The following is a 21,883-nucleotide window of genomic DNA, read 5'->3' on the forward strand; positions in this document are numbered from 1 at the left end:
AACCTATCGAGGTGTCTGAAAAAACTTGACCAGTACAGAGCAAACCAACAGAGAGGAAATCCCCATGAACAACGAAACACACGACGCCGCGCCGGCCGCGATATCGGTGCGGGCGGCGGAGATTGCCGTGGCGCTGCTGATTGCGATCGGCGCGGTGGTGGTGATGGTGAACAACTACCAGATCGGTGCTGGCTGGGCGCCGGATGGTCCGGAGGCAGGTTACTTTCCGATGCGCATCGGCGCGTTGATCTTTATCGCGTGCCTGGTGGTGCTGTGGCAGGCGCGGCGAATGGATCGCGAGGCAGTGTTCGTCACGGTGCCGCAGTTGAAACAGGTTGCGGTGATTCTGGTGCCGCTCACGGCTTACATCGGGCTGATTGCGTGGCTCGGCATCTACGTGGCGTCGGCCATCTTCATTGCGGGCTTCATGCGCGTGATCGGCAAGTTCGCGTGGTGGCGCGCGGTGCTGACGGGCGTGGCGATCAATGCGGTGCTGTTCTGGGTCTTCGAGCTGCAATTCCGCGTGCCGCTGCCGAAGGGTCCGCTCGAAGCGGCGCTCGGCTTCTAAGGGGCGACCATGGAAGAACTCAATTCGCTGATGGGCGGCTTTGCCGTCGCGATGTCGTGGCACAACGTCGGGCTTATGCTTGTGGGCATCCTGCTCGGCATCGTGGTGGGCGTGCTGCCGGGTCTGGGTGGACCGAATGGCGTGGCCATCCTGCTGCCGCTGACATTCTCGATGGAACCCACATCGGCCGTGATCATGTTGTCGTGCATCTACTGGGGCGCGTTGTTCGGCGGCGCCATCACGTCGATCCTGTTCAATATCCCCGGCGAGGCCTGGTCGGTGGCCACCACATTCGATGGCTATCCCATGGCGCAGCAGGGCGAGGCGGGACGCGCACTGACGTCGGCATTCACGGGATCGTTCCTCGGGGCGCTGGCCGGTGTGTTGCTGATCACGTTCCTGGCGCCGTTGGTGGCGAAATTCGCATTGCGCTTCGGGCCACCGGAATTTTTCGCGGTGTACTTCCTGACGTTCTGCAGCTTCGTCGGCATGGGCAAGGAACCCAAGGCCAAGATCGTCATCGCGATGTGTATCGGCTTTGCGCTGGCGGCGGTGGGCATGGACACGGTATCGGGCACGCTGCGCATGACATTCGGCTCCACCGAAATGCTGCGCGGCTTCGATTTCCTCGTGGTCGTGATCGGCCTGTTCGGTATCAGCGAAATCCTCATGACGATGGAAGAGGGCATCGCGTTTCGTGGCAAGCGCGCCAACATCGATCTCAAGGTGGTGCTCAAGACATGGGCCGAATTGCCGCGCTACTGGATGACGCTGATCCGCTCGTCGATCATCGGCTGCTGGCTCGGCGTGACGCCGGGCGGTGCCACGGCAGCATCGTTCATGGGCTACGGCGTGGCCAAGCGCTTCTCGCGCCAGAAGGACACGTTCGGCAAGGGCAATGTCGAGGGGGTGATCGCACCGGAATGCGCCGCGCATGCGGCGGGCACGAGTGCGCTGCTGCCGATGCTGGCGCTGGGCATCCCAGGTTCCGCCACGGCGGCCGTGCTGCTTGGCGGTCTGATGATCTGGGGTCTGCAGCCGGGGCCGCTGCTGTTCACCGAGCAGAAGACGTTCGTATGGGGCCTGATCGCCAGCATGTACCTGGGCAATATCGCAGGGTTGATCGTGGTGCTCTCTACGGTGCCGTTGTTCGCCGCGATCCTGCGCATCCCGTTTGCGATCATCGCGCCGCTGATCCTGGTGGTCTGTGCGATTGGCGCATTCACTGTGCATAACGCGATGTTCGACGTCTGGCTGATGCTGATCTTCGGCGTGATCGGCTATGTGCTGAAGAAGCTCGACTATCCGCTGGCACCGCTGGTGCTGGCGCTGGTGCTCGGTGATCGCGCCGAGGATGCGTTCCGCCAGACCATGCTGATGTCGCAGGGCGAAATGAATGTGTTCTGGTCGAATGGACTGGTGGGCACGATCATGGCGCTGGCCGTGGTGATCCTGGTATGGCCCGTGCTGGGCGGACTCAGGGAGAAGACGCGGCGGCGAATGGTGTCGGCGCACGAAGGCGCCGGAGAATGACCTGACTGAAAAACGGCCCGCGCAAGCGGGCCGTACTGCTTCTGCCGTACTCCGTGAATCAGCCCACGTAGAAGAAGATGCTGATGAACTGGCAGATGCTCCCGCCGAGTACGAACAGGTGCCAGATGCCGTGGAAGTGCTTCACCTTTTCGTCGAACAGGAAGAAGCCGATACCGGCCGTGTAGACCGCGCCGCCTGCCACAAGCCAATACAGCCCCGCGGGCTGCAACGCCGCCGTCAGCGGCTGGAAGGCAATCACCACCAGCCAACCCATGATCACGTAGATCGACAGCGACAGAATCCGTGTGCGATGGCCGATCCACAGTTCCTGAATGATGCCGATGGCGGCGAGTCCCCAGTTGATGCCGAACAGCGCCCAGCCCCATGGGCCGCGCAACGTGACGAGTGCAAACGGTGTGTAGCTGCCCGCGATCAGCAGGTAGATGGCGCAGTAGTCGAGCCGCCGGAGAACGTCCTTGGCCGGTCCGCGTACGCTGTGATAGACGGTGGAGATGGTGTAGAGCAGGACTAGCGTGGTGCCATAGACCACGGAACTGACCACCTTCCAGGCGTCGTGGTAGAGCGCCGAGTAAGTGACCAGCACCGCCATGCCAGCCGCGGCCAGCACTGCGCCCGCGAGATGGCTATACCCATTGAACCGTTCGCCGCGATACATCCTGATGGCTCCCAAGTTGCGAGGTGAATCAGGCGCTTATTTTGGCATGGATCGCGAAGTTGGGTGATTTTGCCGGCAGATGCAGGGTTATTTCATCATCCGGAAAAGGTTTGGCAGGGGTGCCCTCGCGCACCGGCTCTGGAGTTTCGCTACCGTGGCTGCCGGATGTTCATTCGCAATGCATTCGCATTCAAACGATCGATTCGTATCGCTCCGGTCACATCATTGACATATCAAGCGACGAGACTGCCGGTCTCGCATCGGATATCCCCCCGGGCGAGGGGTGCCCCCCGTCAATCAAGACATTTGGGAAGACAAACGCGGCCGAGAACGCGCCCGGGGCACCTGAACAGTTGTTGCTCGGCCCGTCTTTCGACACCTCGACCTCGACACATGACAACCACAACTCCCGTTCATTCGCGCGTGATCAGGCCGGTGCTGGGTGCCGGCCTGCTGTCCCTGGCCCTGCTGCTGAGCGCCTGCGGCGGCGACGACAACAACAACCCGACGCCTCCGGCCACTGGCGGCGGCAATGGCGGTAACGGCGGCACTACGCCCACGGCCTGCACCACGGCTCACTGCGCGCCCGCGCCCTGAAGGCAAGTGACGGCCCGCCCCGCTGAAAACAGTCAGTCCCAAACAACTATCCATTCCCCGGACCCGGCATGACTTTCAACCCATCCAAGCGCAAGTTCCTGCGCAACACGGTCGGCACGGCTGCTGCCGCCGCCACGCTGGCATCGTTCCCGCCGAGCATCCGCCGCGCGCTGGCCATCGAGGCCAACAACGCCACTGGCACGATCAACGACGTCAAGCACGTGGTGCTGCTGATGCTGGAGAACCGCTCGTTCGACAGCTACTTCGGCACGTTCAAGGGTGTGCGCGGCTATGGCGACCGCTTCGCGATTCCGCTGGCCAACGGTCAGAACGCGTTCTTCCAGACCGACGCCACCAACAACACGCTCACGCCATACCGCCTCGATGCCAAGCTGGGCAACGCGCAGCGCGCCGGCAGCACGCCGCATACGTGGCCCAATGGTCAGGCAGCGTGGGATCATGGCCGCATGAACCGCTGGCCGGTGGCCAAGAACCGGTTGTCGATGTCGTACTACGAGACGGCCGAAGTACCGTTCCAGCGTGCGCTGGCCGATGCGTTCACGCTGTGCGACGCCTACCACTGCTCGATGCACACGGGCACGATCCCGAACCGCCTGTACTACTGGACCGGCACCAACGGCCCGAGTGGCAGCGGTGTCTCCGCCATGGTCAACGAGTTCAATGGCGGCAATGACGTGGGACCGTCCACGGCCGGCTGGGACTGGAAGACGTATGCGGATCGTCTCGTCGATGCCAACGTGAGCTGGAAGGTCTACCAGAGCCTGGCGGACAACTACGGCTGCAATGAGATGATGGGCTTCAAGCACTGGCGCGCAGCCATGGAATCGATGCCGGCGGGACGACGCCCCGTGGCGCTTCCCGCTGTGTCGCCTGCCTACGATCCGGCCATCGACGATGCATTGAGCCCGCTGGCCAAGGGCTTCGGCAACACCATGCCCGATGGGCTGCTGCAAAGCTTCCGCGACGATATCGCCAACGGTACGTTGCCGGAGATTTCGTGGATCATTCCGCCGTCGCTCTACAGCGAGCATCCGGGACCGTCGAGCCCCGCACAAGGCGGCTGGTATGTGCAACAAGTGCTGGACGCACTGACGGCCAACCCCGAGGTCTTCAGCAAGACCGTACTGCTGATCAACTACGACGAGAACGACGGTTTCTTCGATCACCTGCCGCCGCCTTCGGCGCCGTCGCGCAATACCGATGGCTCGCTCGCTGGTGGCAGCACGCTGGCCGATGCCGACATGGCGTTCGAGTACCACAACTATCCGCCGGCCACGACCACCCAGAACGGCCAGGCTCCGATCGACGGCAAGCCGTTCGGCCCGGGCCCGCGCGTGCCGATGTGGATCGTCTCGCCATGGAGCCGTGGCGGCTTCGTCAATTCGCAGACGTTCGATCACACCTCGACGCTGCTGTTCCTGGAGAAGCGCTTCGGCGTGAAGGAGCCGCAGATCGGCGCGTATCGTCGCGCGGTGTGCGGTGACCTGACCTCGGCGTTCAACTTCGTCAATCCGAACGCGCAGGCGTTGCCGACGCTGGCCGGACGCAGCACGAAGGTGACAGTGGACAACCTCGCGATTTCGCAGGCGGCGATGGCCGCGATTCCGGTCCCCACTACGCCGGTCACGCCCGTGCAGCAGACCGGCACGCGTCCTTCGCGCGCACTGCCGTACGAGCTGCACACCACGTCGCGCGCCGATGCCACGGGCAAGACGGTGACGCTGAGCTTCGCCAACGGCGGTGCGGCGGGTGCGGTGTTCCATGTCTACGACAAGCTGCACCTCGATGCCATTCCGCGCCGCTATGTGGTGGAAGCCGGCAAGACCCTGGATGGCGTGTGGAGTGTGGCGGCCGACAACGGCAAGTACGACCTGTGGGTGATCGGACCGAACGGTTATCACCGCGAGTTCATTGGTAACGTCAGCGAGCAGGCCACCGCCGAGATCCAGGTCTGCTACGAGCTGTGCGATCCGCCGCAACTGCAGGTCAAGCTGTTCAACCGTGGCGACAAGCCCTGCACGTTTAGCGCGGCGGCCAAGGCGTATCGCACCGATGGCCCGTGGAGCAAGACCGTGGCGCCGGGCGCCGTGGGCGAACTGGCGTGGCCGCTGGGCGATAGCGGAAACTGGTACGACTTCGAGATCGCCTGCGATATCGCACCGTCGTTCCGTCGCCGCATCGCGGGCCGCATCGAGAACGGCAAGGATTCGATCAGCGATCCGGCCATGGGCGTGGTGGCGTAATCGGACAGGCGAGCCATGCAGTGCGCCGGCGAGTGTGACGTGTACACTTGCCGGCTGGCGTCCGGTCTGGCGATCGGGCGCCATCCCTACACTCCGACACGACCCAATTCACATGAAAACTCTTTCGCTGATGCTTGCCGCCGCGACGCTGGCAGTCTCGGGCATGGCCGTTGCCGCCGAAACGCTGCCTTCGGGCGTGGTCATCGAAACGATCACCAAGGGCACGGGCCCGTCGCCGAAGGCGACTGATTCGGTAAAGGTCCACTATCGTGGCACGCTGACCAATGGCACCGAGTTCGACAGCTCGTACAAGCGCGGCCAGCCGATCTCGTTCCCGCTGAACGGCGTGATTCCCTGCTGGACCGAAGGCGTGCAGAAGATGCAGGTTGGCGGCAAGGCCAAGCTGACCTGCCCGGCATCCACTGCCTACGGCGCACGCGGCGTCCCGGGTACGATCCCGCCGAACTCGACGCTGAATTTTGAGGTGGAGTTGCTGGGGATCGGGAAGTAAGGCTTTCCTCTCCATTGCTTTGACTCCCCTCTCCCGCATCGCGGGAGAGGGGTTGGGGGAGAGGGCCAGAAGTTCTGCTTGCCTACTGTTGGCAATTTGAACCGCCTGCCCTCTCCCCCGCCCCTCTCCCATAGGGAGAGGGGAGCAACCCCTCGGTTCTCGTATATCGCCCCCATGGACTCCCTCTTCCTCATCGTCGCCTTGGGCGCCGCTGTCGCTGGTTTTGTTCAAGGTCTGTCGGGCTTTGCGTTCGGCATGGTGGCGATGTCGTTCTGGGCGTGGGGTGTGGAACCGCATATGGCGGCGGCGATGTCGGTGTTCGGATCGCTAACCGGGCAGTTGCTTGCCGCCTTCACGGTTCGCCGCAAGTTTCACCTCGCCACGGTGCTGCCGTTCCTGCTGGGCGGCCTCGTCGGCATTCCCATCGGCGTGAGCGTGCTGCCGATGCTCGACGTCAACCTGTTCAAGCTCTGCCTCGGCAGCGTGCTCGTGGTGTTTTGTCCGATCATGCTGTTTGCCAGTCGCATGCCGCGTATCCAGCATGGCGGGCGAATTGCGGATGGGGTCGTCGGTGCCATTGGCGGGATCATGGGTGGCATTGGCGGTTTCACCGGCGTCGTGCCCACGCTGTGGTGCACGCTGCGCGGTTTCGACAAGGATCGCCAGCGCGTGGTCATCCAGAACTTCAACCTCGGCGCGCTGATCGTGACGATGGGCGTCTACATCGCTACCGGCCTCGTCACGCGCGACATGCTGCCGATGTTCGCCATCGTGGCGCCCGCCATGTTGATTCCGACCTTGATCGGCGCGCGCGTCTACATCGGCATCAGCGAAGTCACCTTCCGGCGCATCGTGCTGACGCTGCTCAGTGCGTCGGGGGTGGCCATGCTTGTGGCATCGGTGCCGAAACTGATCTGAGATCCGTGCCCGATGCGGCACATCGCGGAAGCCGGGCTTTTGGTCAGCGAAAATCAGGGTTTATACTGATTAGCACATTCCGCCACCGCCCCTGTGGCCGCTTTCGCCCTGCATCGCCCCGCATCATGAACAAGCGTTTTTTCCTCTTCTGCGCCACGTCGTGGACCGCCGCCGCCATCCTGATTCTTGGCAATGGCACGATGTCCATGGATGTCCTGAGCGGCGTCGTGCTGCTGGCCGGGTTCGACCTGCTGCGTCCCTGATCAGCCTGCGAGACGCCCCTTGTTGGTGCTCGGCTTGCTGCACGACACAGCTTTTTTCGAAATCGCACGGTGATGCATGCTGCGCCCCTTCGTCGTCATGGCGATTCGGGGAACTAACGACTAGGCTTGCAGATGGTCCGTACGCTTTTGTCCTGCCAGACTTTGCGTACGTCAAATTCAATCGTTCGCAGGGAGGCTTCCATGAAGGCGTTCACGATGGCATTGGCGGTGGCAGTGTTTGTTCCGGGGCTGGCATTCGCAGCCGGCCCGGCCAACCCCGCCGACCGCTACGACTACAACATGCGCACCACCAACAAGGACGGCTATGTGCCGGATCCGGCGCGCGTGTCGAACAAGGATGGCTATACGCCCGACGCGGCGCGTGCTGGCGACAAGTTCGATCCGTACACGCAGGGCGCGAACAAGAGCACGTCGTCGGCCCTGACCGACACCAAGAGCACGAAGAAGAAGTCGTCGCAGAAGGCGCAGAAGAAGGCGCCGGCAGCGCAGTAAGTTGGCGTAGCGAAGTTGTCCCAGGGGCCGCGAAAGCGGCCCTTGTGCGTTTCAGCGCGTGCGGTCTTCGATACGCGCTTCGATACGCCCGATCAACCCATCGATCCAGCGATGCAGTTGCCCATCCCACATCACCAGCCCCGTACTGCGTGCCAGGATGCGATACACGCTGCGGCGGTCCACCTTGCTCGCGCGCGCCGGGTCCAGCCAAGCGTCGTTCTCTGCCAGTAGCGCCAGCGTTTCGAGCCCGATCAGGATCGGCCACAGGCACGCGAGCCGCAAGCGGATGGCGGTACGGGGCAGGGCGAAGGTGTAGGCCGCGGCTTCGCGGAAGTGATCCAGTGCGATGCGCAGCAGTTCGTTGCGCATGGGCACGGCGCGCGTTGAATTCGCTGCATCTAGCAGAAGTTGTGGTGTCAGGCCATGGCGATCGAGCACTTCGGTGGGCAGGTAGCAGCGGCCGATGCGCAAATCCTTGCCGCAGTCGCGCAGCACGTTCACCAGTTGCAGCGCCTTGCCAAAGCGCACGCCACGGCGCAGCATCGTGTCCACTGGTGCCTGCATGACGCCGGGTGCATGCGCATCGGTCATCGTGGTCCAGAACTCGCCGACGCAACCGGCTACGAGATAGGTATAGCGATCGAGATCGGCCAGGGCCGGCAGCGCGGCCACTTCGCCCGAACGTTCGTCCGGGAACGTGCGCAGATCGAACTCCATGCCTTCAGTGAGCGTGGTAACGATGCCCTGCACGGCGATGCGGTCGCGCTTGGCAAGCTGGGCCAGCACGTCGAGCGCAGGACCGATCGATTCGAGCAGCACTTTCTCGTTGGAGTCGGTCTGTTGTCCGGCCACTTCGACAGCGAGGCGTCGCGCCAGTGCGCCGTTGTCATCGATGCCATTCACACGCTCGCGCAGCGCAAGCAGCAGTTGCAGCCGCTGCGCGGGCGGAATCAGCGAAGTATCGGCGATCGTATCGGCGGCGCGAGCCAACAGGTAGGCAAGGCCGACAGGGTCGCGCATGCCCGCAGGCAGGATGCGCAGTGTCAGATAGAACGAGCGGGACACTCCCTTGAGTAACGGGCCTAGCAGGAAGGCCCGGTCTGGTGTCGGCATGGCATGGTGATGGCGTCGAGGAACGGCGCATTGTAGCGGGAGGCCGTGCCGCTGGCGTCACTGCATGTCAGGACTTCTCATACGAGAGTTCGGGATACCAGTCGCCGCGTCCTTCGGGGGTGGTGTCGAGCAATGTCCAGAGTGGATCGGGATCGGGTGCGCCGCGCGGGTCCTGTCCGGGGTCCGATATGTCGAAAGAGAACTCCGAACTGTAGAAAAGGCGGATCGTGCCGTCGCGCCGGCTGAACACGTTGTAGGCGGGCATGTCCTCGTCCCTGGGGCTGACGTAGTCACGTGTGAAATCGCCATCCGTGTCGGCGTAGATCGGCAACTGCGTCCAGCCACGTTCCGCCTTGGCTGTCTTGAGGCGCTCGATGGGCGAGCGCGCGATCATGGCAAGCGCCACGCGTTGTTCGATATCGGGCACCTTGCCCTCCCAGCCCGCCATCAGCGATGTACACATCGGGCAGGGCTTCTCGCGTTGCGGCCCGAACATGTAGCTGTAGATCACCAGCGTGTCCTTGTTGCCGAAGAGATCGGCCAGCGTGACCGGTCCGTTTTCCCCTGTGAAACGATAGGTCTTGGTCACTTCGCCGCCCGGCGGCAGTTCCCGGCGCATGACGGCCACGCGCTCGATATGGCGGCGCAGTTCGATTTCCTCTGCCAGCAGCGCGTTGCGCGCCTGGCGATAGGCGGTGGTTTCGTTCGGAAAGTGGATAACGTTACGCGCGGCAAGCTCGGTTGCCGGCACCAAAGTGGACGATTGCGTCATCGTCTGCCCTCCTGAAAAGCGAAAGCGTGGCGTACGCGCCACGCTGGGAAAAACCCGCGCTACCCGCAAAGCCCGGTCCGGCGCGGCTGTCTGACCAGCATAGGCAAAGACGTGTCCACATGCGCACTGCGCTATGTGACAGTCATTCCCATGTCACGCGCGGCGCTGCATAATCTCTAGCATCTGGGCTTCAAGGAATGACCTGATGCGCGTGACGATTCGTACCTCGACGATTCCAGGAACCCTAGACCGTGGCCCATTGCATCGGGCGGCTGTCTACCTCAATACCGAGGATGAAGTTCCACCGCTGATGATCAGCGCCTGGAGTCAACGTGAACCTGAAGTCTTCCTGGCCGCCCAGCGTTGGGCGCGCAGCCACGACTACATGGTTTCGAATCCCCGCAACGGCACTTACTACGGCGGACGCACTGCGCGCTGAAGCATCTGGCGCACCTGGGAGTTTGCCGAAGTGAGACGTTTGCTGTTGTGTTGCCTGGCGCTTGCCGCGTCGGGGCATGCCTTTGCCGATGTGGGCCTGCTGGAACGCCTGGTCGGTGCCTTCTCCCGCGATTCGCTCTGGAAACATGTGCAGGAACGGTGCCTCGTTCCTGCCACGCCTACTCACACCGATTGCGTCATCGTCGATCGCCAGCGCGGCTTCGTGCTGTACAAGGATGCGATTGGAGCCTCCCACTATCTCGTGATTCCTGACCAGCCCGTCGGCGGCGTGGAAGATCCGCGTGTCTGGTCGGACGGCAAAACACACAGTGCGTGGATGTTCGGCTGGCAGGCGCGTGACATCGTCGCCAAGTCGATTGGCAAGCCGTTGCCCGATCCGCTCGTCGGGTTGGCGATCAATGCGCGCGCGTCGCGCAGCCAGGATCAACTTCATATCCATCTCGATTGCATCAGCGACCGCGCGCGCGATTTCCTGACGACGAACAAGATCGGCACGCAATGGTCCGACCTGAGTTTCCAGGGCAAGCCGGTGCGCGCCATGCTGATTCCGTCCGCGCAGCCCACGCTGACTGTTGATCCTTTCGATGTGGTCAGGCAGAGCGCGGGCGGCAAGGAGATTGCAGACCGTGGCGTGTTCGTCGGCTATATCCAGCCAGCGGGCGGTACGGCCGGGTTTGTCGTGGTCGATGAGCCGGTGGACAAGGCGGCAGGTGGCAACGGCCACGCGAGTGATTTCCTGGATCGCGGTTGCAAGCTGGGACGTGCGTTGTCATCGGACGGTTGAACCGGCAGAGGTTTTGCCAGGTGGAATGTGAGGCCGGTGGAATGCCGATCATTGCGCGATGATCGGCTTTTTCTTGCGTGTGACGGGCGCCGCGAGAGCCGACGCCAGCATCTTGCCGCGTAGAATACGTCGCGAGCCTCCTTCGACGTATCCCAATGCATACCCCGGCACCAGAACCGGAATCCAATCCGGCAACGCCCGCGTCTGACCGGCGCCCGCACACTTCCGTTGTTCCCAATCAGACCACCGTCTCGCGCGGCCTTGCGCTGCTGACGTTCGCCTTCATCCTGAGCCAGTTCTATCGCAGTTGCCTGGCGGTTATCGCGCCCGAGATCCAGCATGACTTTGCGTTGTCGCCCGCCGGTTTCGGGGCGATGTCGTCGTGCTTCTTCCTTTCGTTTGCTGTCGCGCAGATTCCGGTAGGCATTGCGTTCGATCGCTATGGCGTGGGGCGTCCCACGGCGTGGCTGTTGGCGATTGGTGCGTTATCGGCAGTTGGCTTCGTGCTTGCTCCCAACTGGGCGGTGGCGATGCTCGCGCAGATGGGTCTCGGTCTGGCCTGTGCGCCCGTGTTCATGGGCCTGCTGCACTACGCCTCCGAAAATCTCGACGAGCGGCAATACATGCGAGTTGTGAGTCGCTCCAACGCGCTGGGCATGGTTGGCGCATTGTGTGCCACGGCCCCGTTGGGATGGATCTCGCAGCACGCGGGATGGCGGCCCGCGCTGGCAGTGTCCGCGTTGTGCATGGTGGGCGCGTGTTACGGCGTGTGGCGTTATGTGCGAGACAGCGGTCACGCGCAGGCGCGGCAGGCGCCGATGGGGGCCATGCTGGCCGAGAGCGGCAAGCTGCTGGCGTACTGGCCGCTCTGGACATTGATTCCGATGTGCGTGGCGATGGCAGCGGGTACGGGTTTCCGTAACGCGTGGAGCGGTCCTTATCTGGCGGATGTGTTCGGCATGCAGGCCGGCGCGCGCGGCGTGGCGCTGACATTGCTGAGCCTGACCGGATTCCTCACCGCATTCCTGCTGCCTGTACTTGTACGCCGCAACACGCTCAAGTCGACCGTAGGCGGATGGGCGTGCTTTGCGATGATGGGCGGTATCGCGCTGACGATCTGGCCCGATGCTGGCGTGGTGTCCGGCGTGGCGATGATGGCGCTGCTGTCCACCATCGGCATGTTGCATCCGCTGGTGATGGCACAGGGTCGAGCGCTGATTCCCGCGCAGGCGCGCGGTCGGGGGCTGGGTGTGCTGAACACGTTCGTGTTTCTCGGCTCGGCGCTGACGTCGTGGGGCTTCGGCCTGATCGCCAACATGGGTCATCAACGCGGCTGGGCGAACCCCGATATCTACGCGGCCATTTTTCTTTCGGCGGTCATCGCCGTGGTGCTGTCGCTGGTGGCCTACTGGTTCAGCCCCACCTCGGCACCGGTTGCGAAGCCCTGACGTCATAGCGAAGCAAGCGCGAAACATCGCACCACAGCGGCGGGTGAGTGGCCTCACTAAAGGGGGCATTCATCCGCCGCAATCATTTCAATATTACAAACAGCTTTCAGTTTGACGTTGTCGCCGCAATTCGCGTTTTCCCTTAGTTTTTGCTCAAGTTTCTTCTACGCCTGACCGTTAGGAATTCCAATGTCTGTCCGTGCGTACATGCATCGCGCGGCTACGCAGGAGGAGCGGCCGTGTGCAATGACCACGGCCTGCCACGAACCAATCAATCAGGTAAGAAGAAATGAAGAATCTTGGTATTGGTGTGCGCCTTGGCATTGGCTTTGGCGTGGTGTTGGTATTGAGCACGCTGATGACGGTGCTGGGCGTCTACAGGCTGCAGGAAGTTGCAGGCCGCACGCACGAGATGATGCAGGAACCACTGGCCAAGGAACGGCTGGTGAGCGACTGGTATCGGCTCATGTATTCGAGCGTGCGTCGCACCACGGCCGTGGCGCGTAGCAGTGACCCCACGCTCGGCGCGTTCTTCGCCAAGGAGACGGCGTATTCGGTGAAGGCGATTGCGGAACTGCGCGACAAGATCGAGCCGACGCTGAAGACCGAGGAAGAAAAGGCCGCGTTCAAGAAGATCCAGGTGGTGCGCAATCCGTACAACGATTCGCGCGACAAGATCACCAAGCTCAAGGCCGAGGGCCTGACGGATGACGCGAACAAGGTGCTCGACAACGAGTTCGTGCCGGCTGGCGATGCGTACCTTGCCGAAATCCAGAAGCTGCTCGATATCCAGCGCACGTCGATCGACCAGACCGCTGGCGAGATCAACCACATCTATGAAAGCGCACGCAACGGCCTGATCCTGCTGGGCGTGATCGCGCTGGCCATCGGCGTGAGCTTTGCCTGGTGGCTGACCATCGGCATCACGCGCCCGCTGCATCGCGCGGTAGGCTTTGCGCGCACCGTGGCCGCTGGCGACCTGACGAGCCGCATCGACGTGGACAGCACGGACGAGACGGGCCAGTTGCTCGAAGCCCTGCGCGAGATGAACGACAACATCCTTGGCATCGTCAAGGAAGTGCGCAACGGCACCGAGGCAATTGCCACGGGTACGAGCCAGATCGCGGCGGGTAACACCGATCTTTCGCAACGCACCGAAGAGCAGGCATCGTCGCTGCAGGAAACTGCGTCGAGCATGGAAGAGTTGACCAGCATCGTGCGGCAGAACGCGGATAGCGCCAAGCAGGCGAGTTCGCTGGCTGTGAACGCATCGGAAGTGGCGACGCAGGGTGGCGACGTGGTGGGCCAGGTCGTGAACACGATGGACGAGATCAACACGTCGTCGCGCAAGGTGGTGGACATCATCTCCGTGATCGAAGGCATCGCGTTCCAGACCAACATCCTGGCGCTGAACGCTGCCGTGGAAGCGGCACGTGCCGGCGAGCAGGGTCGCGGCTTTGCGGTGGTGGCAGGCGAAGTGCGCAGCCTGGCGCAACGTTCGGCTACGGCTGCCAAGGAAATCAAGTCGCTGATCGGGGATTCGGCAGATCGCGTCGAGCGCGGTTCGCAACTGGTGGCGCAGGCCGGAGAGACCATGGAGCAGATCGTGAGCGCGGTGAAGCGCGTGACCGACATCATGGGCGAGATCAGCGCGGCGTCCGCCGAGCAGAGCGCCGGCATCGAGCAGGTGAACCAGGCGGTGACGCAGATGGATACCGTCACGCAGCAGAATGCTGCGCTGGTGGAGCAGGCCGCTGCGGCGGCTGGCTCGCTGGAAGAGCAGGCGCAGCGTCTCAAGGAAGCGGTGGCAACGTTCCGGCTGGCTGCCTGATTGGTTTGAGCAAAAAAACGCCGGCGGACCTGGATCCGCCGGCGTTTTTTATGCGCGTAAAGCGATACTTCGCGAAGCTATTTCGTCCGCGGCGGCACGATCGTGCCACCCGACTGGGCCGCATCCTGTACGTGCTGCATGTGCGGCATCATGTTGCTGTTCAGGTGGAACATCACCCATAGCGATCCCGACAGCGTGATGACCACCAGCGTCAGCGTGAACATCAGCGAGAGCATGTTCCAGCCGCCCTCCGATTTTGCGTTCATGTGCAGGAAGTAGATCATGTGCACCACGATCTGCACCGCGCCAATCAACAGGATCACGATGGCCGTGGTCGACGACTTGTCGAACACGTTGCCCATCACCAGCCAGAACGGCACAGCGGTCAGGAAAACCGACAGCACGAAGCCCGTCAGATAACCGCCCAGCGTGGAATGCGGTCCTTCCTCTTCATGGTCGTGCTCATGGTCGTGGCCGTGCCCGTGGCCATCCAGTGCGTGGTCTTGCGCGCTCATGGCAGTGTTCCCATCAAATAGACAAAGGTGAAGACGCCAATCCAGACAACGTCCAGAAAGTGCCAGAACATAGACAGGCACATCAGGCGGCGGCGGTTGGCCGGAATCAGGCCGTGCTTGCCGACCTGCACCATCAGCACGAACAGCCAGAGCATGCCGAAGGTCACGTGCAGCCCGTGCGTGCCGACCAGCGCGAAGAACGAAGTCAGGAACGCGCTGCGCGTGGGGCCTGCGCCTTCATGGATCAGATGCGCGAACTCATAGAGCTCCAGGAACAGGAACCCGGCGCCGAAGAGCGCCGTGATGGCCAGCCAGATCTGCGTGCCGGCCACGCGCTTCTGCTGCATCTGCAGCATCGCAAAGCCGTACGTGATCGACGACAGCAGCAGGAACGAGGTGTTGAGCGCCACCAGCGGCAAATCGAACAACTCGGCCCCGGTCGGGCCTCCTGCATATTCGCGGCCCAGCACGCCATAGGCGGCGAACAGGCACGCGAAGATCAGGCAGTCGCTCATGAGGTAGATCCAGAACCCCAGCAGCGTGCCGTTCTGCGGATGATGTTCCTCGGTCAGGTAGAACTGGTAGCCGCCAGGCGGCACGTCGTCGGCCGCGGCGGTGCCTGTGGGCACGGGGGCATGTGCCGGCGTGCCGTTCGGGTGCAGGGGGAGCGTCGTATCAACCATGGCCGGTCATCAGTTGTTGAGTGCGCAAGGCTTCCGTCCGCACCACATCGTCGGTCGGAATGTAGTAATCGCGCTTGTAGTTGAAGGTGTGGATGATGGCGGCAATGATGATGGCCGCGAACGACGCGATCACGAGCCACCAGATGTGCCAGATCAGTGCAAAGCCCATCAGCGTGGAGAGTCCCGCCAGGACGATGCCCGCCGCCGTGTTCTTCGGCATGTGGATCGGAATGAACCCTTCGAGCGGACGCTTGTAGCCGAGCTGCTTCATCTGCCACCAGGCGTCGGTGTCATGCACCACCGGGGTGAAGGCGAAGTTGTATTGCGGCGGCGGCGATGAAGTGGACCATTCCAGCGTGCGGCCATCCCACGGATCGCCCGTCACGTCGCGCAGTTCGTCGCGGCGCAGGAAGCTGACCACCAGCTGGATGATGAAGCATGCGATGCCCAGCGCAATCAGGAACGCGCCGAACGCGGCAATCTGGAACCAGATCTGCAGCGAGGGATCGTCGAAATGGTTCATCCGGCGCGTCACGCCGAGCAGGCCCAGCCAGTACAGCGGCATGAAGGCGAAATAGAAGCCCACCAGCCAGAACCAGAACGATGCCTTGCCCCAGGAGGCCACCAGCTTGTAGCCGAAGGCTTTCGGGAACCAGTACGAGATGGCCGCCATCAGGCCGAACAGCACGCCGCCGATGATCACGTTGTGGAAGTGGGCAATCAGGAACAGGCTGTTGTGCAGCGAGAAGTCCGCCGGCGGCACCGCCAGCAGCACGCCCGTCATGCCGCCGATCACGAAGGTGATCATGAAGCCCACCGTCCACAGCATGGGTGGCTCGTAGCGGATCTTGCCGTGGTACATCGTGAACAGCCAGTTGAAGATTTTCGCCCCGGTCGGTATCGAGATGATCATCGTCGTGATGCCGAAGAACGAATTCACGCTGGCACCGGAGCCCATCGTGAAGAAGTGATGCAGCCAGACCAGGTACGACAGCACCGTGATCACCACCGTGGCATACACCATCGACGCGTAGCCGAAGAGGCGCTTGCGCGAGTAGGTGGCGGTGACCTCCGAGAACACGCCAAAGACGGGGAGCACGAGGATGTAGACCTCGGGGTGGCCCCAGATCCAGATCAGGTTCACGTAGAGCATGGCGCTGCCGCCCTGATCCGCCGTGAAGAAGTTGGTGCCGACGTAGCGGTCGAGCGAGAGCAATGCGAGCGCTGCGGTCAGCACCGGGAATGCGGCCACGATCAGCACGTTGGAGCACAGCGCCGTCCACGTGAAGATCGGCATGCGCATCAGCGTCATGCCCGGTGCGCGCATCTTGACGATGGTGACCAGCAGGTTGATACCCGATAGCAGTGTCCCCACCCCCGCTACCTGTAACGCCCATATGTAGTAATCGACCCCCACATCCGGACTGTGCAGGATGCCCGATAGCGGTGGATATGCCAGCCAGCCGGTGCGCGCGAATTCGCCGACGAACAGCGACATCATCACGAGCACCGCGCCGCCGGTGGTCATCCAGAAGCTGAAGTTGTTGAGGAAGGGGAACGCCACGTCACGCGCGCCGATCTGCAGCGGCACCACAAAGTTCATCAGTCCCGTGATCAGCGGCATGGCCACGAAGAAGATCATGATCACGCCGTGTGCCGTGAAGATCTGGTCGTAGTGGTGAGGGGGCAGGTAGCCGAGGTTGTCGCCAAAGGCCACGGCCTGCTGAATACGCATCATCACTGCGTCGGCAAAGCCGCGCAGCAGCATCACGATGCCCAGGATGACGTACATGATGCCGATCTTCTTGTGGTCGATGCTGGTGAACCACTCGCGCCACAGGTAGCCCCAGACGCGGTAGTAGGTCAGCAGCCCTACCAGTGCCACGCCGCCGAGCAGCACGACGGCAAACGTGGCGATCAGGATCGGTTCATGCAGCGGGATGGCCTCCCACGAGAGTCGGCCAAAGATCGGATGAAGCGGACTGGCGAGTGTGGAGTGCTCGGGCATGTTTGTCACCTGGGCCTGTGTTGACCAATTCTGGCCGACGAGTGAGATGAAAAGCGTTGAAAGCCTGGATTACGCCGATTGCCTGGAATGCCGCATGGCAGACCGTCGCCATCGCAACGGTCACTGCAAGGTCAGCGTAACAATCGCCCGCCGTCCACCGCGCCCGGTGCCGCGCCATCCGGCGCGAATGCCGGCGACACAGCCACGGTATTGCTGGCGGTACAGATTTCAGCGGAAGGATCGAACTTGCCGCGGCTGCGGTCCAGCGCCATCGTGTCTGCCATGCAGGTGCCGCCATCCACGCAACGGTTCAGGATCTGCTGGTAGAGCTCGGGGGCCACGCTGGCATAGCGCCGCACCGGCTCGCGTTCGCTGGGCTTGGCCAGCGCCTGGTAGCTTTCTTTCGACAAGGGTGTGCCCGAGGCTTTCACCTGCTGTACCCATTTGTCGAAGTCGCCTTCGGAGAGGCCGTGGAACTTGAACGACATGTGCGAGAAGCCCGCGCCGCTGTAGTTCGATGACAGTCCCTCGTAGACACCGGGCTTGTTGATCACCGCGTGGAGCTTGCTTTCCATGCCGGGCATCGCGTAGACCATGCCGGCCAGGGAGGGGACGAAGAACGCGTTCATGACCGAGGTGGCCGTGAGCTTGAACGCGATGGGCCGGTCCACCGGCGCGGCCAGTTCGTTGACCGTCGCTATGCCTTGTTCGGGATACAGGAACAGCCATTTCCAGTCCATCGCCACCACTTCCACGGTCAGTGGCTTGATGTCGGCGGGGACGGCGCGTTTGTCGTCGAGCCGTGTGATGGGCCGGTAAGGATCGAGCTGGTGGGTGCTCACCCATGTCACGGCACCCAGCGCAATGATGATCAGCAGTGGCGCGGCCCAGATGGCCAGTTCCAGCACGGTGGAGTGGTCCCACTCGGGGTTGTAGGGCGCGTCCTTGGCATTCTCTCGGTAGCGCCATGCGAACAGCAGCGTCAGGCATATCACCGGGACGATGATGAGCAACATCAGCAGCGTGGCGATGATGATCAGGTCGCGGTTGCGCACGGCGAGGTCGCCGGAAGGTGACAGCAGTACCGCGTTGCCACAACCCGCGACGGTCAGGAGCATGGCGATTGCGGCACTTCTAAGAAGCAATCTTTTCGTCACACCAAATGTTGGCACTGCAGCATCGAAGCGTGGCATGGTTCTCGGAAGTGGCGTTTGAATTACGTCGACGGCGGACCGACGTAGCAATCTTTCGATTTCCAATGGCAGTTTAGGCGCTATTCTTGTCAGTGCGGGACTTTAAGTGCAGTACGACATTCCTTCTGCTCTCGATGGAGACTCCACGATGGCCAGTCTGACCCACCAGCATCGCGCGTCGCCGACTGCACCTCCGGCGCCGGGACACCACGAGGTGGCACCTGCCGAAATCGCCACAGGCGTGGTGATTGGGCGTGCTTCCGAGTATTTCGATTTCTTCGTCTACGGCATCGCCTCGGTACTGGTTTTCCCGAAGGTCTACTTTCCGTTTGCCAGTGAGCTGAACGCGCTGCTGTTCAGCTTCGCGATCTTCTCGTTCGCGTTCATCGGCCGCCCGTTCGGCACCGCGCTGTTCATGCGCATCCAGCGCCGGTGGGGGCGGGGTACCAAGCTGACTGCCTCGCTGTTCCTGCTCGGCACCGCCACGGTGGGCATCGCCTTCCTGCCAGCCTATGCGTCGATCGGCAGCGCGGCGATCTACCTGCTGGCGTTCTTCCGCTTCGTGCAGGGCATTGCGTTCGGTGGCTCGTGGGACGGGCTGCCTTCGCTGCTGGCGCTCAATGCCCCGGCGGACAAGCGCGGCTGGTACGCGATGCTGGGGCAACTGGGCGCGCCCACGGGATTCATCATCGCGGGCGGGCTGTTCCTGTTCCTGCATGCGAGCCTGACACCGGCGGAGTTCATCGACTGGGGCTGGCGCTATCCGTTCTTCGTGGCCTTCGCCATCAACGTGGTGGCGCTGTTCGCACGGCTGCGGCTGGTGGTGACCCACGAATACACGCGCCTGCTGGAGGAAGACGAACTGGAGCCGCTGAGCACGTTGCAGATGGTCAACGCGCAGGGCTTCAACATCTTCCTGGGCGCCTTCGCCTCGCTGGCCAGCTATGCGCTGTTCCACCTCGTCACGGTCTTTCCGCTGGGCTGGGTGATCCTGCACAAGACCCAGGACATCTCCGACGTGCTGGCGATCCAGCTGGTGGGCGGCTTCATCGCGATCATCGGCACGATCATCTCCGGCTGGATTGCCGACAAGATTGGCCGGCGCACCACGCTGGCGGTAATGGCCGTGCTGATCGGTATCTTCAGTCTGGCCACGCCGTGGCTGCTGGGTGGCGATTCCACTGCGCAGGACATCTTCATCCTGGTGGGCTTCGGGTTGCTGGGCCTGTCCTATGGGCAATCGGCTGGCGCGGTCACGTCGAACTTCGATCCGAAATTCCGCTACACGGGCGCTGCATTGACCACGGACTTTGGCTGGCTGTTCGGTGCCGCGTTTGCGCCATTGGTCGCGCTGGGGCTGTCGTCGCTGTTCGGCCTGGCGGCGGTGAGCCTCTACCTGCTGTCAGGGGTGTTGGGCACGCTGATTGCGCTGCGCGTGAACCGTGCGCTCGGTACACCGGACGAATGACGCCTGACGTGAAAGCGCCGAAGTGAAAGATCTCGTCCGGGGCATCCTCAAGTTCCAGCGCGAAGCCTATCCGCAGCGCTCCGCGCTGTTCCGCCATCTCGCCACGCAGCAAAACCCGGGCACGCTGTTCATCGCCTGTTCCGACAGCCGCGTGGAACCCGCGCTGCTGACGCAGAGCGAGCCGGGCGATCTCTTCGTGATCCGCAACGCCGGCAACATCGTGCCCGCGTACGCGGTGCAGCCCGGCGGTGTGTCGGCCAGCGTGGAGTTTGCGGTGGCCGGCCTGAAGGTGCGCGACATCGTGATCTGCGGCCACTCGAACTGCGGGGCCATGACGGCGGTGGCGATGGGGCAGGACCTCGACCATATGCCGGCCGTGGCGCGCTGGCTCCAGCATGCTGGCGGTGCGCACAAGATCTGCCTGGCGAAACCGCATGCGTCTGACCGGGAGCGCGTTGACGACATGGTCCGGCAAAACGTGATCGAGCAGCTTGCGCACCTGCGCACGCATCCATCGGTTGCGCAGGCGCTGGAAGAGAAGCGCGTGGACCTGCACGGCTGGGTCTATGACATTGGCACGGGCGGCATCGATGCCTACGACAGCCGCACCGGGAGCTTCGTACCGCTGGTCGAGCATCCCGAGGTCACGGCCACCATTGCACGAGCATGATTGCCTTGCGAACAATCGACGGAAAAGTGCAACAAAGGGTTCATTAACTGGGCGATCTGGCCGTAGTCAGGAATGATGTCATGCATACGGATTGATATGCCGGCCTGAACCCCGAACATGCAACTGCCCCCGATTCCTCCCAACGAAGCCCTGCGCGTGGCGACGCTGCGCTCACTGAACATTCTCGATACGCCGTATGAAGAGCGCTTCGATCGTCTGACGCGCCTCGCCAAAAGACTGTTCGATGTACCGATTGCAGTTGTCAGCCTGATCGATACCAACCGGCAGTTCTTCAAGGCTTGCGAAGGACTCGATGGCAGGGAAGCGCCGCGCGATACGTCGTTCTGCGGCCACGCCATCAACTGCGACGACATCCTGCTGATTACCGATGCCACGCAGGACCCGCGCTTTCATGACAATCCGCTGGTCACGGGCGAACCGAATATCCGCTTCTACGCAGGATGCCCGCTCGCGGCGGCCAATGGCGTGAAGCTTGGCACGCTGTGCCTGGTAGACCGGACGCCGCGCGAGTTTGGCCCCGAAGACCGCGCGTTGCTGCACGACCTGGCACAGATGGCCGAGCAGGAACTGGCAGCGGTGCAACTGGCGACGATGGACGAACTGACATCGTTGTCGAATCGTCGCGGGTTTGCCGTGCTGGGCCAGCATGCCGTGGAACTGTGCCGACGACTGGAGCGGCCCGCGACGCTCGTGTTCTTCGATATGGATGGCTTCAAGCTCATCAACGACCAGCTCGGCCATGCCGAGGGGGACCGCGCGTTGATGGCGTTCGGAGCGGAATTGCGCGCGGCGTTTCGGGAGTCCGATGTGGTGGGGCGGCTTGGTGGCGATGAATTTGCCGCGCTGCTGACCAATACCGATCTGAACGGTTGCACCGACGCGCTGGCACGGTTGCATGCGCAGGTGGCGGCGTGGAATGCGCGCAATCCGGCTGGCTATGCGCTGCGTTACAGCACGGGCGCCATTGCGTTCACGCCGCCGCGCCATGGCAACATCCACGACCTGCTGGCCGAAGCCGATGCGGCGATGTATCGCAACAAGGCCGAGCGCAAGGCGGCGCAGAACCCTCAATAGC

22 protein-coding genes are annotated in these 21,883 nt (G+C 62.8%); 15 read left to right on the forward strand and 7 right to left on the reverse strand.

The genetic code is table 11. The features are described from left to right. Positions 1-64 precede the first annotated feature (64 nt). Together ABDB81_RS28420 and ABDB81_RS28425 are read left to right on the forward strand one after the other, a co-directional pair. Positions 65-568 carry a tripartite tricarboxylate transporter TctB family protein gene (locus ABDB81_RS28420; RefSeq protein WP_137927297.1) on the forward strand — a complete coding sequence of 168 codons (504 nt, stop codon included), beginning with the start codon at positions 65-67 and terminating at the stop codon, positions 566-568. A 9-nt stretch (positions 569-577) separates the two neighbouring features. Further along, positions 578-2,101 carry a tripartite tricarboxylate transporter permease gene (locus tag ABDB81_RS28425; protein WP_137927296.1) on the forward strand — a complete coding sequence of 508 codons (1,524 nt, stop codon included), beginning with the start codon at positions 578-580 and terminating at the stop codon, positions 2,099-2,101. 58 nt (positions 2,102-2,159) lie between these two features. On the opposite strand, the gene ABDB81_RS28430 is transcribed toward ABDB81_RS28425, so the two are convergent. Then, on the reverse strand, positions 2,160-2,777 hold the full coding sequence (locus tag ABDB81_RS28430; protein ID WP_137927295.1) for a hemolysin III family protein: 618 nt from the start codon (positions 2,775-2,777) through the stop codon (positions 2,160-2,162). 393 nt (positions 2,778-3,170) lie between these two features. On the opposite strand from ABDB81_RS28430, the gene ABDB81_RS28435 reads away from it, so the two are divergent. The 6 genes from ABDB81_RS28435 to ABDB81_RS28460 all read left to right on the forward strand — a co-directional run bounded on the left by ABDB81_RS28435 (position 3,171) and on the right by ABDB81_RS28460 (position 7,843). Continuing rightward, complete coding sequence (locus ABDB81_RS28435; RefSeq protein WP_346814205.1) at positions 3,171-3,374, forward strand: hypothetical protein; 204 nt, start codon at positions 3,171-3,173, stop codon at positions 3,372-3,374. A gap of 68 nt (positions 3,375-3,442) precedes the next feature. After that, entirely contained in the window at positions 3,443-5,638 is a 2,196-nt protein-coding gene (locus tag ABDB81_RS28440; RefSeq protein WP_346814206.1) for a phospholipase C, phosphocholine-specific, read from the forward strand. A gap of 112 nt (positions 5,639-5,750) precedes the next feature. Beyond that, positions 5,751-6,149 (forward strand): FKBP-type peptidyl-prolyl cis-trans isomerase, encoded by a 399-nt coding sequence (locus ABDB81_RS28445; protein ID WP_137927292.1) that lies wholly within the window; start codon positions 5,751-5,753, stop codon positions 6,147-6,149. 174 nt (positions 6,150-6,323) lie between these two features. After that, the gene (locus tag ABDB81_RS28450; protein WP_346814207.1) at positions 6,324-7,067 is read left to right on the forward strand and encodes a sulfite exporter TauE/SafE family protein; all 744 of its coding nucleotides are present in this window, start codon (positions 6,324-6,326) and stop codon (positions 7,065-7,067) included. Between the two features lie 125 nt (positions 7,068-7,192). Then, the gene (locus tag ABDB81_RS28455) at positions 7,193-7,330 is read left to right on the forward strand and encodes a hypothetical protein (RefSeq protein ID WP_171020485.1); all 138 of its coding nucleotides are present in this window, start codon (positions 7,193-7,195) and stop codon (positions 7,328-7,330) included. A 201-nt stretch (positions 7,331-7,531) separates the two neighbouring features. Then, entirely contained in the window at positions 7,532-7,843 is a 312-nt protein-coding gene (locus tag ABDB81_RS28460) for a hypothetical protein (RefSeq protein WP_137927290.1), read from the forward strand. 51 nt (positions 7,844-7,894) lie between these two features. Here ABDB81_RS28460 and ABDB81_RS28465 read toward each other — a convergent pair whose 3' ends face one another. Together ABDB81_RS28465 and ABDB81_RS28470 are read right to left on the reverse strand one after the other, a co-directional pair. Continuing rightward, positions 7,895-8,956, reverse strand: a complete 1,062-nt coding sequence (locus ABDB81_RS28465) for a phytoene/squalene synthase family protein (protein WP_346814208.1) — start codon at positions 8,954-8,956, stop codon at positions 7,895-7,897. Between the two features lie 67 nt (positions 8,957-9,023). Further along, the gene (locus tag ABDB81_RS28470) at positions 9,024-9,728 is read right to left on the reverse strand and encodes a DUF899 family protein (RefSeq protein ID WP_137927288.1); all 705 of its coding nucleotides are present in this window, start codon (positions 9,726-9,728) and stop codon (positions 9,024-9,026) included. Between the two features lie 205 nt (positions 9,729-9,933). Here ABDB81_RS28470 and ABDB81_RS28475 point away from each other — a divergent pair, with 205 nt between their 5' ends. From ABDB81_RS28475 to ABDB81_RS28490, 4 genes are all read left to right on the forward strand, one after another. Beyond that, the gene (locus ABDB81_RS28475) at positions 9,934-10,167 is read left to right on the forward strand and encodes a CDP-diacylglycerol pyrophosphatase (RefSeq protein ID WP_130392286.1); all 234 of its coding nucleotides are present in this window, start codon (positions 9,934-9,936) and stop codon (positions 10,165-10,167) included. A gap of 30 nt (positions 10,168-10,197) precedes the next feature. Next, the gene (locus ABDB81_RS28480) at positions 10,198-10,971 is read left to right on the forward strand and encodes a CDP-diacylglycerol diphosphatase (RefSeq protein WP_346814209.1); all 774 of its coding nucleotides are present in this window, start codon (positions 10,198-10,200) and stop codon (positions 10,969-10,971) included. A gap of 155 nt (positions 10,972-11,126) precedes the next feature. Beyond that, a complete protein-coding gene (locus ABDB81_RS28485) occupies positions 11,127-12,419 on the forward strand; it encodes an MFS transporter (RefSeq protein WP_346814210.1) in 1,293 nt (430 codons plus the stop codon). 289 nt (positions 12,420-12,708) lie between these two features. Next, the gene (locus ABDB81_RS28490; protein ID WP_137927285.1) at positions 12,709-14,250 is read left to right on the forward strand and encodes a methyl-accepting chemotaxis protein; all 1,542 of its coding nucleotides are present in this window, start codon (positions 12,709-12,711) and stop codon (positions 14,248-14,250) included. Between the two features lie 77 nt (positions 14,251-14,327). Here ABDB81_RS28490 and cyoD read toward each other — a convergent pair whose 3' ends face one another. From cyoD to cyoA, 4 genes are all read right to left on the reverse strand, one after another. Beyond that, positions 14,328-14,765: a cytochrome o ubiquinol oxidase subunit IV gene (gene cyoD / locus ABDB81_RS28495; RefSeq protein WP_137927284.1), complete on the reverse strand. Its 438-nt coding sequence runs from the start codon at positions 14,763-14,765 to the stop codon at positions 14,328-14,330. Next, positions 14,762-15,448 carry a cytochrome o ubiquinol oxidase subunit III gene (gene cyoC / locus ABDB81_RS28500; RefSeq protein ID WP_137927283.1) on the reverse strand — a complete coding sequence of 229 codons (687 nt, stop codon included), beginning with the start codon at positions 15,446-15,448 and terminating at the stop codon, positions 14,762-14,764. Before cyoC ends, cyoD begins: the two co-directional genes overlap by 4 nt. Beyond that, positions 15,441-17,456 (reverse strand): cytochrome o ubiquinol oxidase subunit I, encoded by a 2,016-nt coding sequence (gene cyoB / locus ABDB81_RS28505; protein WP_137927282.1) that lies wholly within the window; start codon positions 17,454-17,456, stop codon positions 15,441-15,443. Before cyoB ends, cyoC begins: the two co-directional genes overlap by 8 nt. 131 nt (positions 17,457-17,587) lie before the next feature. After that, positions 17,588-18,649, reverse strand: a complete 1,062-nt coding sequence (gene cyoA, locus ABDB81_RS28510; protein ID WP_137927281.1) for a ubiquinol oxidase subunit II — start codon at positions 18,647-18,649, stop codon at positions 17,588-17,590. A gap of 148 nt (positions 18,650-18,797) precedes the next feature. Between cyoA and ABDB81_RS28515 the strand changes: the two genes are divergently transcribed. The 3 genes from ABDB81_RS28515 to ABDB81_RS28525 all read left to right on the forward strand — a co-directional run bounded on the left by ABDB81_RS28515 (position 18,798) and on the right by ABDB81_RS28525 (position 21,882). Continuing rightward, a complete protein-coding gene (locus ABDB81_RS28515) occupies positions 18,798-20,117 on the forward strand; it encodes an MFS transporter (protein ID WP_160474477.1) in 1,320 nt (439 codons plus the stop codon). 22 nt (positions 20,118-20,139) lie between these two features. Beyond that, the gene (locus tag ABDB81_RS28520; RefSeq protein WP_137927279.1) at positions 20,140-20,787 is read left to right on the forward strand and encodes a carbonic anhydrase; all 648 of its coding nucleotides are present in this window, start codon (positions 20,140-20,142) and stop codon (positions 20,785-20,787) included. 117 nt (positions 20,788-20,904) lie between these two features. Next, positions 20,905-21,882 (forward strand): sensor domain-containing diguanylate cyclase, encoded by a 978-nt coding sequence (locus ABDB81_RS28525; RefSeq protein WP_137927278.1) that lies wholly within the window; start codon positions 20,905-20,907, stop codon positions 21,880-21,882. The last annotated feature ends 1 nt before the right edge of the window (position 21,883 follow it).

It is taken from the genome of Cupriavidus sp. DL-D2 (assembly GCF_039710735.1).
In the GTDB taxonomy this organism is placed as follows: Bacteria; Pseudomonadota; Gammaproteobacteria; order Burkholderiales; family Burkholderiaceae; genus Cupriavidus.

Bases quoted from the DNA above. Each gene is read 5' to 3' on its own strand.
- ABDB81_RS28435 (WP_346814205.1), top strand. From the start codon at position 3,171: ATGACAACCACAACTCCCGTTCATTCGCGCGTGATCAGGCCGGTGCTG.
- ABDB81_RS28525 (WP_137927278.1), top strand. From the start codon at position 20,905: ATGCAACTGCCCCCGATTCCTCCCAACGAAGCCCTGCGCGTGGCGACG.
- cyoC (WP_137927283.1), bottom strand. From the start codon at position 15,448: ATGGTTGATACGACGCTCCCCCTGCACCCGAACGGCACGCCGGCACAT.
- ABDB81_RS28440 (WP_346814206.1), top strand. From the start codon at position 3,443: ATGACTTTCAACCCATCCAAGCGCAAGTTCCTGCGCAACACGGTCGGC.
- cyoD (WP_137927284.1), bottom strand. From the start codon at position 14,765: ATGAGCGCGCAAGACCACGCACTGGATGGCCACGGGCACGGCCACGAC.
- ABDB81_RS28455 (WP_171020485.1), top strand. From the start codon at position 7,193: ATGAACAAGCGTTTTTTCCTCTTCTGCGCCACGTCGTGGACCGCCGCC.
- ABDB81_RS28445 (WP_137927292.1), top strand. From the start codon at position 5,751: ATGAAAACTCTTTCGCTGATGCTTGCCGCCGCGACGCTGGCAGTCTCG.
- ABDB81_RS28460 (WP_137927290.1), top strand. From the start codon at position 7,532: ATGAAGGCGTTCACGATGGCATTGGCGGTGGCAGTGTTTGTTCCGGGG.
- ABDB81_RS28485 (WP_346814210.1), top strand. From the start codon at position 11,127: ATGCATACCCCGGCACCAGAACCGGAATCCAATCCGGCAACGCCCGCG.
- cyoB (WP_137927282.1), bottom strand. From the start codon at position 17,456: ATGCCCGAGCACTCCACACTCGCCAGTCCGCTTCATCCGATCTTTGGC.
- cyoA (WP_137927281.1), bottom strand. From the start codon at position 18,649: ATGCCACGCTTCGATGCTGCAGTGCCAACATTTGGTGTGACGAAAAGA.
- ABDB81_RS28515 (WP_160474477.1), top strand. From the start codon at position 18,798: ATGGCCAGTCTGACCCACCAGCATCGCGCGTCGCCGACTGCACCTCCG.
- ABDB81_RS28470 (WP_137927288.1), bottom strand. From the start codon at position 9,728: ATGACGCAATCGTCCACTTTGGTGCCGGCAACCGAGCTTGCCGCGCGT.
- ABDB81_RS28465 (WP_346814208.1), bottom strand. From the start codon at position 8,956: ATGCCGACACCAGACCGGGCCTTCCTGCTAGGCCCGTTACTCAAGGGA.
- ABDB81_RS28490 (WP_137927285.1), top strand. From the start codon at position 12,709: ATGAAGAATCTTGGTATTGGTGTGCGCCTTGGCATTGGCTTTGGCGTG.
- ABDB81_RS28450 (WP_346814207.1), top strand. From the start codon at position 6,324: ATGGACTCCCTCTTCCTCATCGTCGCCTTGGGCGCCGCTGTCGCTGGT.
- ABDB81_RS28475 (WP_130392286.1), top strand. From the start codon at position 9,934: ATGCGCGTGACGATTCGTACCTCGACGATTCCAGGAACCCTAGACCGT.
- ABDB81_RS28425 (WP_137927296.1), top strand. From the start codon at position 578: ATGGAAGAACTCAATTCGCTGATGGGCGGCTTTGCCGTCGCGATGTCG.
- ABDB81_RS28430 (WP_137927295.1), bottom strand. From the start codon at position 2,777: ATGTATCGCGGCGAACGGTTCAATGGGTATAGCCATCTCGCGGGCGCA.
- ABDB81_RS28420 (WP_137927297.1), top strand. From the start codon at position 65: ATGAACAACGAAACACACGACGCCGCGCCGGCCGCGATATCGGTGCGG.